This is a genomic window from Erythrobacter sp. KY5, assembly GCF_003264115.1.
Classification (GTDB): Bacteria; Pseudomonadota; Alphaproteobacteria; order Sphingomonadales; family Sphingomonadaceae; genus Erythrobacter.
The window spans coordinates 458638-473498 of record NZ_CP021912.1 but is presented as its reverse complement, the minus strand read 5'-3'; the positions used below and the strand labels follow the sequence as shown (position 1 = coordinate 473498).

At 60.1% G+C, this 14861-nt stretch carries 17 protein-coding genes; 9 read left to right on the top strand and 8 right to left on the bottom strand.

Annotation, left to right across the window (positions count from 1 at the left end):
• Positions 1-63: 63 nt before the first annotated feature.
• The 3 genes from CD351_RS02280 to CD351_RS02270 all read left to right on the top strand — a co-directional run bounded on the left by CD351_RS02280 (position 64) and on the right by CD351_RS02270 (position 4884).
• Positions 64-1131 (top strand): quinone-dependent dihydroorotate dehydrogenase, encoded by a 1068-nt coding sequence (locus CD351_RS02280; RefSeq protein ID WP_111991114.1) that lies wholly within the window; start codon positions 64-66, stop codon positions 1129-1131.
• Positions 1132-1143: 12 nt separating this feature from the next.
• Positions 1144-2901 (top strand): gamma-glutamyltransferase, encoded by a 1758-nt coding sequence (ggt, locus tag CD351_RS02275; RefSeq protein WP_111991113.1) that lies wholly within the window; start codon positions 1144-1146, stop codon positions 2899-2901.
• Positions 2902-3036: 135 nt separating this feature from the next.
• Positions 3037-4884, top strand: coding sequence for a long-chain fatty acid--CoA ligase (locus tag CD351_RS02270; protein WP_234027193.1), 1848 nt, complete (start codon positions 3037-3039; stop codon positions 4882-4884).
• A gap of 17 nt (positions 4885-4901) precedes the next feature.
• Here CD351_RS02270 and CD351_RS02265 read toward each other — a convergent pair whose 3' ends face one another.
• From CD351_RS02265 to CD351_RS02255, 3 genes are all read right to left on the bottom strand, one after another.
• The gene (locus CD351_RS02265; protein ID WP_111991112.1) at positions 4902-5408 is read right to left on the bottom strand and encodes a hypothetical protein; all 507 of its coding nucleotides are present in this window, start codon (positions 5406-5408) and stop codon (positions 4902-4904) included.
• A gap of 109 nt (positions 5409-5517) precedes the next feature.
• Positions 5518-6510 (bottom strand): sulfur carrier protein ThiS, encoded by a 993-nt coding sequence (thiS, locus tag CD351_RS02260; protein WP_174214291.1) that lies wholly within the window; start codon positions 6508-6510, stop codon positions 5518-5520.
• 39 nt (positions 6511-6549) lie between these two features.
• On the bottom strand, positions 6550-6939 hold the full coding sequence (locus tag CD351_RS02255) for a MerC domain-containing protein (protein WP_234027192.1): 390 nt from the start codon (positions 6937-6939) through the stop codon (positions 6550-6552).
• A gap of 144 nt (positions 6940-7083) precedes the next feature.
• Between CD351_RS02255 and CD351_RS02250 the strand changes: the two genes are divergently transcribed.
• The 5 genes from CD351_RS02250 (at position 7084) to rpsI (ending at position 10503) form a co-directional block, all read left to right on the top strand.
• Positions 7084-8148 carry a COX15/CtaA family protein gene (locus tag CD351_RS02250; RefSeq protein WP_234027191.1) on the top strand — a complete coding sequence of 355 codons (1065 nt, stop codon included), beginning with the start codon at positions 7084-7086 and terminating at the stop codon, positions 8146-8148.
• On the top strand, positions 8145-8483 hold the full coding sequence (gene cutA / locus CD351_RS02245) for a divalent-cation tolerance protein CutA (protein WP_111991108.1): 339 nt from the start codon (positions 8145-8147) through the stop codon (positions 8481-8483). The genes CD351_RS02250 and cutA overlap by 4 nt, the downstream gene beginning before the upstream one ends.
• Before the next feature lie 183 nt (positions 8484-8666).
• Positions 8667-9272 carry a hypothetical protein gene (locus tag CD351_RS02240; protein WP_111991107.1) on the top strand — a complete coding sequence of 202 codons (606 nt, stop codon included), beginning with the start codon at positions 8667-8669 and terminating at the stop codon, positions 9270-9272.
• 233 nt (positions 9273-9505) lie between these two features.
• On the top strand, positions 9506-9985 hold the full coding sequence (gene rplM, locus CD351_RS02235) for a 50S ribosomal protein L13 (protein ID WP_111991106.1): 480 nt from the start codon (positions 9506-9508) through the stop codon (positions 9983-9985).
• Complete coding sequence (rpsI, locus tag CD351_RS02230; RefSeq protein WP_111991105.1) at positions 9985-10503, top strand: 30S ribosomal protein S9; 519 nt, start codon at positions 9985-9987, stop codon at positions 10501-10503. Before rplM ends, rpsI begins: the two co-directional genes overlap by 1 nt.
• Before the next feature lie 81 nt (positions 10504-10584).
• Here rpsI and CD351_RS02225 read toward each other — a convergent pair whose 3' ends face one another.
• From CD351_RS02225 to CD351_RS02215, 3 genes are all read right to left on the bottom strand, one after another.
• Positions 10585-10782, bottom strand: coding sequence for a hypothetical protein (locus CD351_RS02225; protein ID WP_111991104.1), 198 nt, complete (start codon positions 10780-10782; stop codon positions 10585-10587).
• A gap of 157 nt (positions 10783-10939) precedes the next feature.
• Positions 10940-11686 (bottom strand): metallophosphoesterase, encoded by a 747-nt coding sequence (locus CD351_RS02220; protein WP_111991103.1) that lies wholly within the window; start codon positions 11684-11686, stop codon positions 10940-10942.
• Between the two features lie 47 nt (positions 11687-11733).
• The gene (locus tag CD351_RS02215; protein ID WP_234027190.1) at positions 11734-12006 is read right to left on the bottom strand and encodes a hypothetical protein; all 273 of its coding nucleotides are present in this window, start codon (positions 12004-12006) and stop codon (positions 11734-11736) included.
• A gap of 231 nt (positions 12007-12237) precedes the next feature.
• Here CD351_RS02215 and CD351_RS02210 point away from each other — a divergent pair, with 231 nt between their 5' ends.
• The gene (locus CD351_RS02210) at positions 12238-12546 is read left to right on the top strand and encodes a UrcA family protein (RefSeq protein WP_111991102.1); all 309 of its coding nucleotides are present in this window, start codon (positions 12238-12240) and stop codon (positions 12544-12546) included.
• Positions 12547-12677: 131 nt separating this feature from the next.
• Here the strand turns inward: CD351_RS02210 and CD351_RS02205 are convergent, their stop codons facing one another.
• Together CD351_RS02205 and CD351_RS02200 are read right to left on the bottom strand one after the other, a co-directional pair.
• Complete coding sequence (locus CD351_RS02205; protein ID WP_111991101.1) at positions 12678-13448, bottom strand: LytTR family DNA-binding domain-containing protein; 771 nt, start codon at positions 13446-13448, stop codon at positions 12678-12680.
• Between the two features lie 21 nt (positions 13449-13469).
• Complete coding sequence (locus tag CD351_RS02200) at positions 13470-14726, bottom strand: sensor histidine kinase (protein WP_369880709.1); 1257 nt, start codon at positions 14724-14726, stop codon at positions 13470-13472.
• Positions 14727-14861 lie beyond the last annotated feature (135 nt).

Here is a 14861-nt window from a genome sequence, read left to right as displayed (position 1 = left end):
CGGTAGAGAAGGTGGTCGCCCTGCTCTCGACAGATCGGGTGAAATCGGCTTACGCGCGAAACCATGACGATCGCCTCACGCCTCTTCGCGCTTGCCCGCGCCGCCATCTTCGCGCTCGACCCCGAAACCGGTCACCGTCTTGCCATCAATTCGCTGAAAAATATGCCCTTTTCTTCGAGCGCTTCTGCAAAGTCGCAGTCAGGAGCGCTGGCGATACGGGTGGCCGGACTGGACTTCCCTAACCCTGTGGGGGTCGCCGCAGGTTTCGACAAGGACGCTGAAGTTCCGGATGCGCTTCTGAAACTCGGCTTTGGTTTCACAGAGGCAGGGTCGATCACGCCGCGCCCCCAGGCCGGCAATCCCAAGCCTCGCCTGTTCCGCCTGACCGAAGATCGCGCAGTCATCAATCGGATGGGCTTCAACAATTCCGGTGCGCAAAGCGCGCTTGAGCGATTCGCGGCCCGGCAGGGTCGCCCCGGAGTGGTCGGTATCAATATCGGCGCCAACAAGGATTCCGAAGATCGCACCGCCGATTATGCCGAGATGGCACGGCTCATGACGCCTTATGCAAGCTATCTCGCCGTCAACGTGTCGAGCCCGAATACCCCGGGACTGCGAGCGCTCCAGGACGAGGCTGCGTTGGCAGGGCTGATCGATGAAGTGATCGAGGCCCGCGGCCAGGCCGGGGTTGCATCGCTCCCTCCCATCTTCCTCAAGGTCGCGCCGGATCTCGAGCAAGTCGATATCGACGCGATCTCGCGCATTGCAATCGACAAGAAGCTTGGCGCGCTCATAGTTTCGAACACAACGGTTTCGCGACCCGATCTCAAATCTCGTCATGCGAAAGAAACCGGCGGGCTGTCGGGGGAACCCCTTCGTGCAATGGCGCTTGAGCGAGTTCGCGATTTCAGGAAAGCAACTGGTGGCGAACTGCCGCTCGTCGGGGTTGGCGGCATTGCGACCGCAGACCATGCGTGGGATCGCATCAGGGCCGGTGCGAGCCTTGTCCAGCTCTACTCGGCGATGGTCTATCATGGCCCAGGCCTCGGCAGCCAAATCGTCAGCGGGCTGGAGCGCCTGATGAAACGTGACGGGTTTTCGAGCATTGCAGAGGCGGTGGGAACCGAATAGCTGTCGCTGTCGATGCTCAAACACTTCTCAATTCTCGCCCCTCTCGCGCTCATGGCTTCGGCCTGCGCGGACATGGAAACGCCGGTCGCAAATCCGGCGGCGACTGCCGAGGCCACAGCGCCGGGCGCAGTCAGCGCCGCAGATCCGCGCGCAGAAGCAGCCGGTGAAGCGATCCTCGCAAAAGGCGGTTCAGCGGCCGATGCCGCTATCGCCATCATGCTTGCCCTCACGGTGGTCGAACCGCAAAGCTCCGGGATTGGCGGCGGCGGCTTCATGATCCATGCGGGCCCCGATGGCATCATAAGCTTCGATGGCCGCGAAATTGCTCCAGCGACCGCCACGGGCACGCGATTCCTTGATTCAGACGGCGAACGCCTGCCTCGCGAAGCGCGGGTCACATCCGGTTTGAGCGTCGGCGTGCCGGGAAATATCGCTCTCGCGGCGCTCGCTCACAAAGAGCATGGCAAGCTTCAATGGGCCGAATTGTTCGAACCTGCGATCGCGCTTGCCCGCGAAGGTTTCGTGATGAACCGCCGGCTTCACCAGTCGCTCAGCGGTCAAAAAACGCGCGCAGGCAAGACCGAGGCGGCGCGCGCCATCTTTTTCGGAGCAGATGGTGAGCCGCTGCCCGTTGGCGCGCTGGTTAAAGTGCCGCAGCTTGCCGATACGCTGGAGCGAATTGCGGCAGGCGGTCCAGAGGTTTTCTACAGCGAGAGCGCTGACGATCTTGCACGATATGTCGCCTCCGAGACACCGCAAGACGGCAAGATGAGCAGCAGCGACGTGCGGGGTTACGAAGCAAAGATGCGCGCGCCAGTTTGCGCGCCTTATCGCAGCTACCGTGTCTGCGGCATGGGCCCGCCTTCGTCAGGCGGGGTCGCGGTCGCACAAATGCTTGGACAGCTCAAGCGGTTTGACCTCTCCGCGCTCGGTCCGCAAAGCGCCGAATTCTGGCATCTGTTTCTGGAATCGCAGCGGATCGCCTATGCCGACCGTGAGCTTTATCTCGCTGATTCAGACTTCGTCGAGGTGCCGGTCGAAGGCCTCGTCAACCCCGGCTACATGGCAAGTCGCGGCGCCTTGATCGATCGCGGCAACGCGCTTGCAGACGTCCAACCCGGCACACCTCCAGGCGCACCTCTGGCACGCGCAGATGGTGACGAGCCGCCGGAGAACGGCACCACGCACTTCTCGGTCGTCGATGGGCAAGGCAATGCGGTCAGCTACACCTCGACAATCGAAGGCGCATTCGGTTCCGGGCTGCATTGGGGCGGATTTTATCTCAACAATGAGCTGACCGATTTCAGTTCATCGCCCGATGTTAATGGCGTGCCGGTCGCGAACCGGGTCGAGGGCGGAAAACGTCCGCGCTCTTCGATGGCACCGACAATCGTGTTCGACGCTGACGGTGAAATCGTGCTGGTGGTGGGAGCCGCTGGCGGACCGACGATCCCGGTGCAGGTTGCCCGCTCGATCATCGGCGTGATCGACTTCGGCATGAGCGCCGAGGAAGCGCTCGCCCTTCCCCTTTTGATGTCGTTCGGTTCGGTCGCGATCATGGAGGAAGGCAGCGTTGCCGCAGCGGTGGTGGACGAGCTCGCTGCCATGGGCCACGGCGAAATCCGTATCATGTCACCGCGAGGCAAGACCAACGCCTTGTTGCGGACCGCGGATGGCTGGGAAGCGGCTGGCGATCCAAGGATTGCCGACCTCTTGCTCTACGATCCGGTGCCTGCGTCAGAGGGCAGTCGGGGCGCTGAACAGCCCTGAGCCTATCCAGACGAGCTGACGGCAACGCTTGTCGCTGCGTCCTTGGCGGTTTATCCTGTCAGCAATACGAATAATTCAACGCCCCCGGCGCGGCTATGGCCTGGCGCATCGAGGCGGTTAGAGGAGCTTCAATCCGTGCACGCCCCCAACACCCCCCCAGCGGCGGATCCCAATGACGATCCGATCCTGCAGGACGTCGACAGCGCCAACAATCTGGTCGAGCTTTTTCTGAAGCGCGCCGATGAAAAAACCGATGCTCCCTTTCTGGGCCGCAAGCAGGACGGCGAATGGAAAACGCAGAGCTGGCGCGAAGTCGCCGACCAGATTTGCCTGCTCGCCGAAAGTCTGCGCCACCTCGGCCTGAGCGACGGTGACCGGGTCGCGCTCGTTTCGGAAAATCGGCCTGAATGGTGCATCGCAGATATCGCGATCATGGCCGCAGGCTGCGTTTCGGTCCCGACTTACATCACCAACACCGAGCGCGATCATGCGCACATCCTCGACAATTCGGGCGCGCGCGCGGTCATCGTCTCGACCGAGAAGCTGCTTGGCCCTGTCGTCGGAGCCATCGGTCGAACCGGCATTGTCGACCACGTCATCGGCATCGACGACCTCCATCGCCAGCAGGCGGGAAGTTTCGAATATCACAGCTGGGATGACCTTATCGCAGGCGATGCAGCCGCAGCGCGCCAGGCGGTTGAGGAACGGATCGCAGGCATTACGCGCGATGATCTTGCATGTCTGATCTACACCAGCGGCACTGGCGGCGCGCCGCGCGGTGTGCGCCAACACCACGGCTCGATCCTGTGCAATGTGGCCGGAGCCGCCGAAATCCTCATTAACGATTTCGGCATCAAGGACGAACGCTTCCTCTCCTTCCTGCCGCTAAGCCATGCTTACGAACATACAGGCGGCCAATATCTGCCGATCGGCGTCGGGGCAGAGATCTTCTATTCTGAGGGCCTAGAGAAGCTCGCTTCCAATATCGAGGAGACGCGCCCCACCATCATGGTTGTGGTGCCGCGCCTTTTTGAAGTCCTTCGCACCCGGATCATGAAACAGGTCGAAAAGCAGGGCGCGGTCGCCAACTTCATGATGGATAGCGCGCTGAAAATCAGCGAGAATTCGCGAGACGGCAAGATCCGCAATCGCGACAAGCCGCTCAACCTTCTGGTCGAGAAAACCCTGCGCCCCAAAATCCGCGCAAAGTTTGGCGGTCGGATCAAGGCGATGGTTTCGGGCGGTGCCCCGCTCAATCCCGAGGTCGGCAATTTCTTCGAAGCGATGGGTCTGACCATGCTTCAGGGCTATGGCCAGACCGAAGCGGGACCCGTGATGAGCTGCAATCGCCCCAAGGTCGGGCTCAAGATGGACACGGTCGGCCCGCCCATGCGCGGCGTCGAAATCCGGATAGCCGATGATGGCGAAATTCTGTGCCGCGGCGAGCTGGTGATGCACGGTTATTGGCAGAACGAGGCCGAAACCGCGCGCACCATTGTCGATGGCTGGCTGCATACCGGCGATATCGGCCATCTCGACGACAAAGGTCGAATCGTCATCACCGATCGCAAAAAGGACATGATCGTCAACGACAAGGGCGACAATGTAGCTCCTCAGAAGATCGAGGGCATGCTCACGCTTCAACCCGAAATCGCTCAGGCTATGGTGAGCGGTGACAAACGCCCTTATGTGGTTGGCCTGATCGTGCCGGATGCGGAATGGGCGCTCGAATGGGCTCGCGCTAATGACGAGAAATTCGACATGAAGGCGTTGCAGGAATTGCCCGCCTTCAAGAACGCCGTGCGTGCAGCGGTCGACCGGACCAATAAGGACCTGTCGGTGATCGAAAAGGTGCGCCAGTTCGCTTTTGCGGACGAGGCGTTCTCAATCGAAAACGAGGAAATGACGCCGAGCATGAAGATTCGCCGTCACAAGATTCGTGATCGCTACGAGGACAAGATCAACGGGCTTTATCGCAGTTGATCGAGACGCAGGGTGGCTCAGGCCGCCTCGATGTCCTCGACATATTCCGGATAGAAACTCGGGCGGCGGTCTGACCAGCCAGGAGCTGTCGCGGCAGCTTCGCTGAGCGATTGCAGAAGCACCTTGCGCTGCTGGGGCCGGATGGTCGGCAGCGCGGCTGCCGCACAGAAGGCGGCTGGAAGGTAAGGGCGCGCGTCGGGTCCGAGCAGGCGCTCATAAAGAAAGCGAAAAGCGGAAAAGCTGTTGAGGCGCTCCTGCGATAGATCGAAGGCGGTCATCCGCACGAGCTTGCCGATAAAGCGTTCCACTTCGCTCATCGCACCTTCCTGCGGCACAAGGTCGCGCAGCACTTTGAGGTCCTGATAAGCAACGTACTGGCGACGGATTGCGGTGTTCTCGGCCCCGGTGCGGCCCCACAACTTGAAAGCATCGCAGCGCCCCAGTCCGATATCGAGGCTGCGCTTGATGTAACGCTGCTCACACGCAGCAAAGGCCGCGAATTCGCGCATCTCGCCGATAGCCATGGTCGAAGTCTTGGCAAGGGTCACTGGCTCGTCTCCTCAAGTGCTGGAGACGTTTGTCCGATAGTTTGGTTAATACCCGGTAACCATGGCGCAGAAAGTCGCGCTTAGGTCAGATGAGACCTGCAAGCGGGCTAGAGGGGTCGGCATATTTGCGCCGTCCCATCCGCCCGGCGAGATAGGCCTCGCGGCCCGCTTCGACGGCAAGCTTCATCGCCCGCGCCATGCGAATGGGGTCCTTTGCCTCTGCAATGGCGGTGTTCATCAGGATTCCGTCGCAGCCCAATTCCATTCCGACAGCCGCATCGGACGCCGTACCGACGCCAGCATCGACAAGAACGGGCACATTTGCGCCCTCGACAATCAGGCGGATCGTGACCTGATTCTGTATCCCCAACCCAGAACCGATCGGAGCACCAAGTGGCATGATCGCGACCGCACCTGCATCTTCGAGCTGTTTGGCAGCAATCGGATCGTCCACGCAGTAGACCATCGGAAGAAACCCTTCCTTCGCCAGCGTTTCGGTCGCGGTCAGCGTTTCGCGCATGTCGGGATACAGCGTGCGCGCCTCACCCAGAACTTCGAGCTTCACTAGATCCCACCCGCCTGCCTCACGCGCAAGGCGCAGGGTGCGAATGGCCTCCTCGGCGTTGAAGCAACCGGCAGTGTTGGGCAGATAGGTCGTCTTCGAGGGGTCGATGTAGTCGGTGAGCATCGGCGCCTTGGGATCGCTGACATTGACCCGGCGCACAGCGACGGTGACGATCTCTGCCCCGCTCGCCTCAAGTGCGGCGGCGTTTTGCGCAAAATCCTTGTACTTGCCGGTGCCCACGATCAGGCGGGAGGTGAAGGTGCGACCGGCCACACTCCATGTGTCTTTCTTTGCAGCAGAGTTTTCGCCGCCGCCAACGAAGTGCACGATCTCAAGCGTATCCCCTTCTGCGAGCTGGGCGTTACCCAGGGTCGAGCGCGGCACGATTACGCCATTGCGCTCGACCGCCACCTTCTCCGGCGAAAGATCGAGCTCGCAAACAAGCTCCGCAATGGTGACGGCGGTGGTCCGGCGGTGGTCACCGTTGAGAATTATGGATTTGGTATCGGTCATGGCGATCATGGAATAGTCGCCAAACCCGCAGGCGCAAGCTTAGCGTGATGCAGAGCGGATGTTGAGCAGGTGTCCCAAAGCGACAAGCGCAACTCCGATCATGGTCAAGACGATCTCGCCGTCGCCGTGAGGCATGGCGAGCGCTCCACCCATGAAAGTGAGGCCCATCATCGCGATCACGAAGGGTGCCGCACGGCGATGCCTGAGAGCGCCCCAACCGATAGCGACGGCCGCCACGACGAGCGCAATAGCAAGGCCGACGCGGTGAATTTCAGGCGCCAACAAAAAGTGCCCGCCAATTCCCAGGACAGACACGACCACGATCGTTGCGAGACAATGCAAGGCACACAGGCCGGCCAGCCCGATGCCAAGCTGGTCGAGCCGACGGTTCGCGTTGGCCACAGAATCAGAGGCGGGTTCCCGGATCATCGTGATGGCCATGTATGTAATGTTGTTACATTGCGCAAGGGCTTGCGCGATCTGCAGCATCCTTTTTCAGGAACGCACTTGCCACAGTGGCTCTTCCCTCACATTTACGCAGGCGTCATGGCCAGCCTTGCAGACAGCTCCCACATGCAAAAGAGACAGATCGGATCAGCCGCACGCCCTATGGCGATTGCACGTTGGCTGGAGGCGGTCGCGTTCGTCGTCGTGCTGATCGTGCTGGTCGGTGGGATCACGCGCCTCACTGAAAGCGGGTTGTCGATCACCGAATGGCAAGTTGCAACCGGGATCCTGCCCCCGATGAACGACGCGGCGTGGCAGGCTGAGTTCGCAAAATACAAGGCAACGCCGGAATACCGGCTTGAAGCCAGCCTTACCGGCATGACTTTGGCCGACTTCAAATTCATATATTTCTGGGAGTGGTTCCACCGCCTGCTGGCACGCATGGTCGGCCTGCTTTACGCTGCGCCACTTGTCTGGTTCTGGGTCAAGGGGGCGATACCCGCCGGCTTCAAACCGCGGATGGTGGGGCTCCTCGCTTTGGGGGGACTGCAGGGATTGTTCGGATGGCTGATGGTCCAGTCGGGCCTCGTCGGCGACATGACCGATGTCAGCCATTTTCGCCTGTCACTGCATCTTCTGACCGCGCTTTTGCTGTTGGGCCTGCTGGTCTGGACAGCGCGCGACATGCGCCGCCTCGTTCGTGAGCCCGGTGCTGGGGCGGCTCCGCTTACGCTGCCGGCGGCTCTGGTTGCAGGCGTGCTTTTCGTGCAGCTTCTTCTGGGCGCATGGGTTGCAGGTCTGAACGCTGGCCACGCCGCCTATGACTGGCCGCTGATGAACGGGCGACTGGTTCCCGAACTCGATTTTTCTTCGGGCTTTTTGTGGACCCTCACGCACGATCCGTTTCTGTTGCATTTCCTTCACCGCTGGTGGGCCTGGATTGCCGTTGCTGCCCTGGTCTATCTGGCACGGAGGGTCCGAAAGAGTGATCGCCGCGCCTCGATCGCAGTCCACACCGCTTTCGGCGTCATGATCCTACTAGGGATCGCAACAGTCATGACCGAGGTGTCGCTTTGGGTGGCGGCCGCTCACCAATTGACCGGAGCGCTTCTTGTAGCTTCGACCGCGTGGGCCATGCATAGCGACGGCGTCCGGGTTCAGGAAAAGCGCGTCAGCGCACAGCTCGCATGAGCGAGTTTGAGGCCGCCTTGGCCTGGTGCCCGTTTCCCAACGCTGAGAGCGCAAAAGAAGTCGCAAGCACGCTTCTGGAAGAAAAGCTGATTGCCTGCGCCAACATCATGCCGGGCGTAACCTCCGTATTCGAATGGGAGGGCCAGTGCGCGACGCAGGCGGAGGTCGCGGTGCTTTTCAAGACATCGGAACAACGCCTTGAGCGGCTCATTGCTCGACTGGGAGAGTGTCACCCATATGACACACCTGCGATTGTCGGATGGCTTTGCAACGCGTCACATCCTGCTACAAAGCATTGGCTTGAGAAGGTTCTCAGGGAAAAAACTTTAGGCTAGCAATGGTGCCATAAGGTGGGGGCGCCGCGACACGGGTCCAGACTTAAAGTGGCGGATACAACAAAGATCGAGCAAGTCTCACGCCGGAGGGCGTTGGCGGCATTGGGTGGCGGGGGCGCGCTATTCGCGGTTAGCCCTGCCTTTGCATTCAGCAGTACGAAGCTTGCGATTCCTCCATCGACCATGACGCTGTCGCGCCGGATCCAGCGGTCCTTGCGCGATGGACAGATGGTCTGTGTGGATCGCACCTGGGCGGTCCGTTTTGGCCGGCAGGGTCAAGGCATCGCTATAAATGGGGCACAGGTTGATGTGCGCGTCGATGCCCCTCCCTCGCTCGCACAGCTTGCCCGGTTGGAGGAAGCGCGTTCTACGGACGATATGTGGCCAATGCTGGTGTCGCAGGACGGGATGCTTGTCGCGTCAGACGGACGGGTAAGCGAAGAGGACCTCGCCTCAGCGATCGCGATCGCCAAAGAAATCCTTGCGAAACGAAGGGCTCGCGCTCAGCCAAGCGAAGCGGAGCTGCGATACCTGACAGATCTGCAGAGTGCCGGATCTGCGCTTCTCGATCGGTTGCCAGAAGATCTGTTCTTCCCGAAAATGGGTCCGGTCAAGGCAAGTCGGCAGATGGAATTGCCTGACGGCATGACCGGAGAGTTCGAGGTCCGCTATGAGGGCGTCGCCGACGAACGAGGAGGCTGGCTGTCACACGCGGAGCGGAGCATCACCACCCGGATCGGCAGTAGCGAGCAGATTACGCGCGAAGTGTGGCGCATGGAGAGCCTGTAAGGCGACAGCAGACGGCGGAAACTGCCGATAAATCGCGTTACGGTATTATTTTACCTCCCTCGAAACCCCCGGTTTTGGTTGACTTAAGCCCTGTTTGGCGACAAATGCGCGCCTCCTGGCTGACAGGGGCTAGCTCCCGGTCAGCGATTCGCTGGACCCTGGTCGAATTGATCGACCGACAGTCGGCGATGAACAGATTACCGCAATCCCTTTGATTGAAGGACAAACGAGCCATGAAGGCGCTTAGCAAACAGACCCAGTCGGTGAAGCCGGCAGAGGTCGAAAAGAAATGGCACCTGATCGATGCCGACGGCCTCGTTGTCGGCCGGCTCGCCGCGATCATCGCCAACCACCTGCGCGGCAAGCACAAGCCAACCTACACCCCGCATGTCGATTGCGGCGACCACGTGGTCGTCATCAATGCCGACAAGGTGAAGTTCACCGGCAAGAAGGCTACCGACAAGGTCTATTACAAGCATACCGGCCACCCCGGCGGCATCAAGGAAACGACCCCAGCCAAGGTGCTGGAAGGCCGCTTCCCCGAGCGTGTGCTCGAAAAGGCAGTCGAGCGAATGATTCCGCGCGGGCCCCTTGGCCGTGCGCAGATGAAGGCGCTGCACCTCTACAATGGCACCGAGCATCCGCATGACGGGCAGAACCCCGCTGTGCTCGACGTCGCTTCGATGAACCGCAAGAACAAGGTCACCGCATAATGGCTGACGAGAGCAACACCGTGTCCGACCTGTCGGATCTCAAGGACATCGCCGGCGACGCACCCGCTGCGGACGCTGCCGAGATCGCCCAGAACCCGGCCGCGCCGCTGCGCGAGCAGGAGCTCGACGCTCAGGGCCGCGCTTATGCGACCGGTCGCCGCAAGGACGCCACCGCTCGCGTGTGGCTCAAGCCTGGCACCGGCAAGATCACCGTCAATGGCAAGGATCAGGAAGTATACTTCGCACGTCCGACCCTGCGTCTGATCATCAACCAGCCGTTCGGCATTACGGAACGCACAGGTCAGTACGACGTCGTCGCCACCGTCAAAGGCGGCGGCCTTTCGGGCCAGGCCGGCGCGGTAAAGCACGGCATCAGCCAGGCTCTCACCAAGTACGAGCCGGAACTGCGCAGCACCGTCAAGGCAGCTGGCTTCCTCACCCGCGATAGCCGTGTGGTAGAGCGTAAGAAGTACGGCCGTGCGAAGGCACGTCGCAGCTTCCAGTTCTCGAAGCGTTAATCGCTCGCGATCATATCCGAATACGAAGAAGGGCGGCCTCTCATCGAGAGCCGCCCTTTTTCTTTGCCCACACGGTCTTGGTCACCGCTGGATAAGCATCAGCGCCCAGAACAACCCGGTACCACCGAAGAACATCGGCCAGGACCAATAGACCTTGTAATCAGCCACAGCGAGCTGATGAATTGCGAGCGCGCCCCCGCTCGATCCCTGCGTGCCGACGACAACCGCTATGCAGCAGGTTATCAGCGCACCCAAACCCATAGCTTTCAGCAGGTCCATTTCACGACCTCCCCATCTTCCCTCATGCCTTGCATCCAAGCAACGCCCCGAAAATGAGATCGGACGGCATGGCTTTGATGCTGATGCGACTATCACCAACAAAGTCTTAATGCCGAACCGCTAAAAAAGGTTAAATCGCCGGCCTGCCATCTTACGATCAGATCGCTGCGAGTTCGCGCAGTTCAACCTGCATCTCTTCACCGCGGCGGCAATGAAGTACGCGGTAGGATGGCGGCGCTCCATGCCGAAGCCGGGTCGAAAGAGTGCCCGCTCCAATCATCCGCATGCTGGCGCCATCCATATCGCGGGTTTCATCAAACGGACGATGGACATGGCCTGTCATGATTGCATCTGCCCCGGCAGAGGCCAGAGCCACAAATGCCTTGTTGCCGCCAATCGTCGGATTACCCGCGTCCTCCTTCGGACCGAGCAAGGGATGGTGCGCAGTCACGATGACATGACGCGGATCGTCGCTCAATTCGAGCAGTCTTTGCACCGTCTGGTCTAGCGATCGCTTCGTCACGATACCGTCAGACCATGGAAAGCGCGGCTGAGCGCGCACGGTCGATTTCAACGATACGAGGACGACATCATCGTTCTGGAACTGAGTGCCGACCTTGCCGTCGAGCCTGCGAAACCGGCGGTAGGGGTCCGAGAACCGCTCGAACAGATTGTAATAGGGCATGTCGTGGTTGCCCGGCTCAAGAACGACAGGCACCCCCAATCCTGCGAACCATTCTGCAGCTGCGGCATATTCGGAATGCTTTGCGCGTTGAGTGACGTCTCCAGTGCAAACCAGTGCATCGGGTCGCTCTTCGCGGATTGCCTGCGCGACGTGATCGAGGGCTCGGCGGTTTTCGACCCCGAAATGAACGTCGCTAACATGGAACAGACGGGTTGTCATAGGGATCAAGTCTCAAGCGCGATTGCCGAAGGCATGCAACCGCTAATTCAAATGCGCCCGCTGAGGATCAGCCAGGCGGATACCGCATTGAGCGCGCTATACGCACCATATCCCCAAGCAAGACCTTGCCATCCGTTTGCGACGAGCAACATCGCAGCAAGAAGCACAAGAAATTCAGCGAGCAAGGTCAGCCGACCTCCAAGCGCTTGTACGAATGAAGGCATTTGCCCAAGCAGCTGGTGCCCGCTTTCAAGCACAGCGCTGTGCAATGCGAAGTTGGCAATGCCCAGCAGGAATATCACGATCAGCGCAGCAATCACGCGTTACAATATGGCGTAAACCTCCGTCGGATTGAAGATGCTGTTGATCGGCAATTTTGCGACGTTCGTAAGTTCGCCTGCTGCCAATCGACAATGACGGGCGGGTTGGTCGACTGTTCAATGACCTGCGGAGCCCGACTCGGTATCTCCTTAATCACGGCAAACGGATGGCATCCCCGGTTCGATCGCCCCCTGATCGAACTCCATCCCTTTGTCAGGAGGAGAAATTAAATGAAGACTCTTGCAATCGCGACGGCAGCCCTGGGCCTCGCTTTCACCGCTTCACCCGCTCTTGCCGGAAACGGCGAATATCAATCCATGGATGTGAGCTACGCCGGTCTCGATCTCTCGACCGTCGAAGGCCAGCGCTTGCTTGAACGGCGCGTTGAGATCGCTGCACGCAAGGTGTGTGGCTTTGACGATCGTCAGGTCGGCACGCTCATCCGCTCGAAAGAAGTGCGCGATTGCGTCGACAAAGCACGCGCCAGCGCCCGTCAGGACGTGGCAGCCATCATCGAGGATCGTCAACGCGGCGGTTGAACCGCGTTCACATCCTGCACCACCTCGCTGGTGCAGACTTTGCGGCTCGAACCCTACTCAGTCCCGGGGTTCGGGCCGCTTCTTTATGCACTTGAAAATGATTGAGCAGCCCCAGACAGGAAGAAGGCGAGTTAGCGCCCGGCCATAGCCTTGACCTTGGAGAGGTAGGTTCGACCGATCCGAAGCGCTTCGCCGTTTTGGAGCTCTGCTGACCAAACGCCCAGGCCATCGTGGCGCAGACCGCGAATATTGTCGCGCCGCAGAATGGTGGAGCGGTGGATGCGGATGAATTGCTCAGGGTCCAGCCGCGCTTCCAGGCCCGCAATCGTCTGCAGCAGCAGATAGGAGCGTCCAGGCTCGCCGTTCTCGGAAGGCTCACCCACGTGGAGGCGCACATAGTCACGCTCGGCATCAATCTGATGCACTTCGCTCACCGCAATGCGCAAAAGCTCGCTGCGGTGAGGCACCCAAAGCTCGTCGAGCCATTTGCTCTGAGGCTCCTTGCGTTCGCCGCGGCGCGCAACTGCGCGCTCAATCGCGCGCTCAAGCCGATCTGCCGAGACAGGCTTCAGAACATAGTCGATCGCTTCGAGGTCGAACGCTTCGACTGCGAAATGGTCATGAGCCGTGACGAATATGACAGCAGGAGGTTCGCCTTCGCTCTCGGCAAACTTGCGCGCAACCCCAAGGCCGTCGAGCTCGGGCATCGTCATATCAAGCAGGACCAGGTCTGGATCGAGCTTGTCAGCAAGGCGCAAGGCGGCTGCGCCATCGCTTGCAGTGCCAACGACGTTGATCGACGGCAACTCAGCACAGATCACCTGAATCCGCTCGACCGCAAGCGGCTCATCATCGACGATCATCGTCCGAAGAGCCTGTGATTTCGTTTCGGTTTCGCTCATCTCAGCCCCTTCCTGTTTCGATCAATCAGCGCGGCGACGGGTGTTCGCCGGACGCGACAGGGGAATGCGCATTTCGGTCTTGTAGCCGCCGGGGATGGGTGCAGAGGTCAATGCGATGTCAGAACCAAAGCGCGCTTCCAAACGCTCACCCACATTGGCAAGACCAATGCCAAATCCGTGCGGCGAACCCTCGGGTATACCGGGGCCGTCATCCGTCACGGTGATGACGAGCCTGTCGAACTCCTCGCGCGCCGAAACTGTGATCGTAACCGGACGCGTGACGGCAGAAACCGCATATTTGACCGAGTTCTCGACCAAGGGCTGCAGGATCATCCCCGGCACTCGCGCTTCTTCGAGATCTTCGGGAAGGTCGAACTTCGGAATCAACCGCTCTGGAAAGCGCACGGTTTCGATATCGAGGTACAGCTTTTGCAGGTCGAACTCGTCTTTGAGCGCAACATCGCTGGTTGGTTCATCTGCAAGAGAATGGCGATAGAAGCGGCTGATCGTCTGGATCATCCGTTCGGCACGATCGGCCTTGCCAGTCATCACGAGCGCAGAGAGTGAATTCAGCGTGTTGAACAGGAAATGCGGGTTCACCTGATAGCGAAGCGAGCGAAGCTCTGCAGCCTTTGCAGCGGACCGGAACTCCTGTTCACGCCGCTCTGCCGCGCGAGCCTGATAGCCTGCTAGCAGGGCAAAGTAGGTCGATGCCCAGGCCAGCAGCAGGAAATATCGCCCGATCGCTATCTGGAATACGGCTTGCCAGGTTTCATCGCGCGCCTCGGCAGGTGCGATTATGAGCGATTCTGAAACCTTGTAACCGCCCGATCCATCCGGCGCAGGTGCCTTGATCGCAACGCCAGCGGGCAAATCATAGAGTAGATTGCCTTCATCATCGAAGCGGAAGCCGCGCTCTTCTGCATAGCGCTGCTCCAACTCCTTCTGGATGTCAGAAAAAACAAACTGGTTGATGTGTCCGGTCGCGGTCGCGACTGGGATCGCGAACAGGCTTGCTGCACCGATCTTGACCCAAAGGGCCTGCCGATCGACGAGGCGCAGCATGCCCCACAGGACTATCGTGAGGCCGATCCCGGCGATCGTCACCGCCGCACGGCGCATGAGCATTTCGGCCTGGAAATCCATGTCCAGAATGTAGCTGCGCGCGCTGATCAGGACGAAATAGGTCCCCCACAGTAGCACCATCGATAACAGCACCGTACGGAATGGTACGCTGACAGACGCCTTCTTTGCCGACGCTTTGGGAGGTGAACTCATTTCCATAGTCTTGGCTGCCAAATAGCGCCAATTGCTCCGCAGCGCCAACCGGTCGTCGGTCCGGATGCTCGCTTTGTCGATGCAGATCGACGCCGAACGACCATCTCGGACCGACTTACTCCGGAAAACTGAGCG

Excerpts from the sequence above, each read along its gene's own strand:
- CD351_RS02280 (WP_111991114.1), top strand. The coding sequence starts at position 64 with ATGACGATCGCCTCACGCCTCTTCGCGCTTGCCCGCGCCGCCATCTTC.
- ggt (WP_111991113.1), top strand. The coding sequence starts at position 1,144 with ATGCTCAAACACTTCTCAATTCTCGCCCCTCTCGCGCTCATGGCTTCG.
- CD351_RS02265 (WP_111991112.1), bottom strand. The coding sequence starts at position 5,408 with ATGGCTATCGGCGAGATGCGCGAATTCGCGGCCTTTGCTGCGTGTGAG.
- thiS (WP_174214291.1), bottom strand. The coding sequence starts at position 6,510 with ATGACCGATACCAAATCCATAATTCTCAACGGTGACCACCGCCGGACC.
- CD351_RS02255 (WP_234027192.1), bottom strand. The coding sequence starts at position 6,939 with ATGATCCGGGAACCCGCCTCTGATTCTGTGGCCAACGCGAACCGTCGG.
- CD351_RS02250 (WP_234027191.1), top strand. The coding sequence starts at position 7,084 with ATGCAAAAGAGACAGATCGGATCAGCCGCACGCCCTATGGCGATTGCA.
- cutA (WP_111991108.1), top strand. The coding sequence starts at position 8,145 with ATGAGCGAGTTTGAGGCCGCCTTGGCCTGGTGCCCGTTTCCCAACGCT.
- CD351_RS02240 (WP_111991107.1), top strand. The coding sequence starts at position 8,667 with ATGACGCTGTCGCGCCGGATCCAGCGGTCCTTGCGCGATGGACAGATG.
- rplM (WP_111991106.1), top strand. The coding sequence starts at position 9,506 with ATGAAGGCGCTTAGCAAACAGACCCAGTCGGTGAAGCCGGCAGAGGTC.
- rpsI (WP_111991105.1), top strand. The coding sequence starts at position 9,985 with ATGGCTGACGAGAGCAACACCGTGTCCGACCTGTCGGATCTCAAGGAC.
- CD351_RS02225 (WP_111991104.1), bottom strand. The coding sequence starts at position 10,782 with ATGGACCTGCTGAAAGCTATGGGTTTGGGTGCGCTGATAACCTGCTGC.
- CD351_RS02220 (WP_111991103.1), bottom strand. The coding sequence starts at position 11,686 with ATGACAACCCGTCTGTTCCATGTTAGCGACGTTCATTTCGGGGTCGAA.
- CD351_RS02210 (WP_111991102.1), top strand. The coding sequence starts at position 12,238 with ATGAAGACTCTTGCAATCGCGACGGCAGCCCTGGGCCTCGCTTTCACC.
- CD351_RS02205 (WP_111991101.1), bottom strand. The coding sequence starts at position 13,448 with ATGAGCGAAACCGAAACGAAATCACAGGCTCTTCGGACGATGATCGTC.
- CD351_RS02200 (WP_369880709.1), bottom strand. The coding sequence starts at position 14,726 with ATGAGTTCACCTCCCAAAGCGTCGGCAAAGAAGGCGTCTGTCAGCGTA.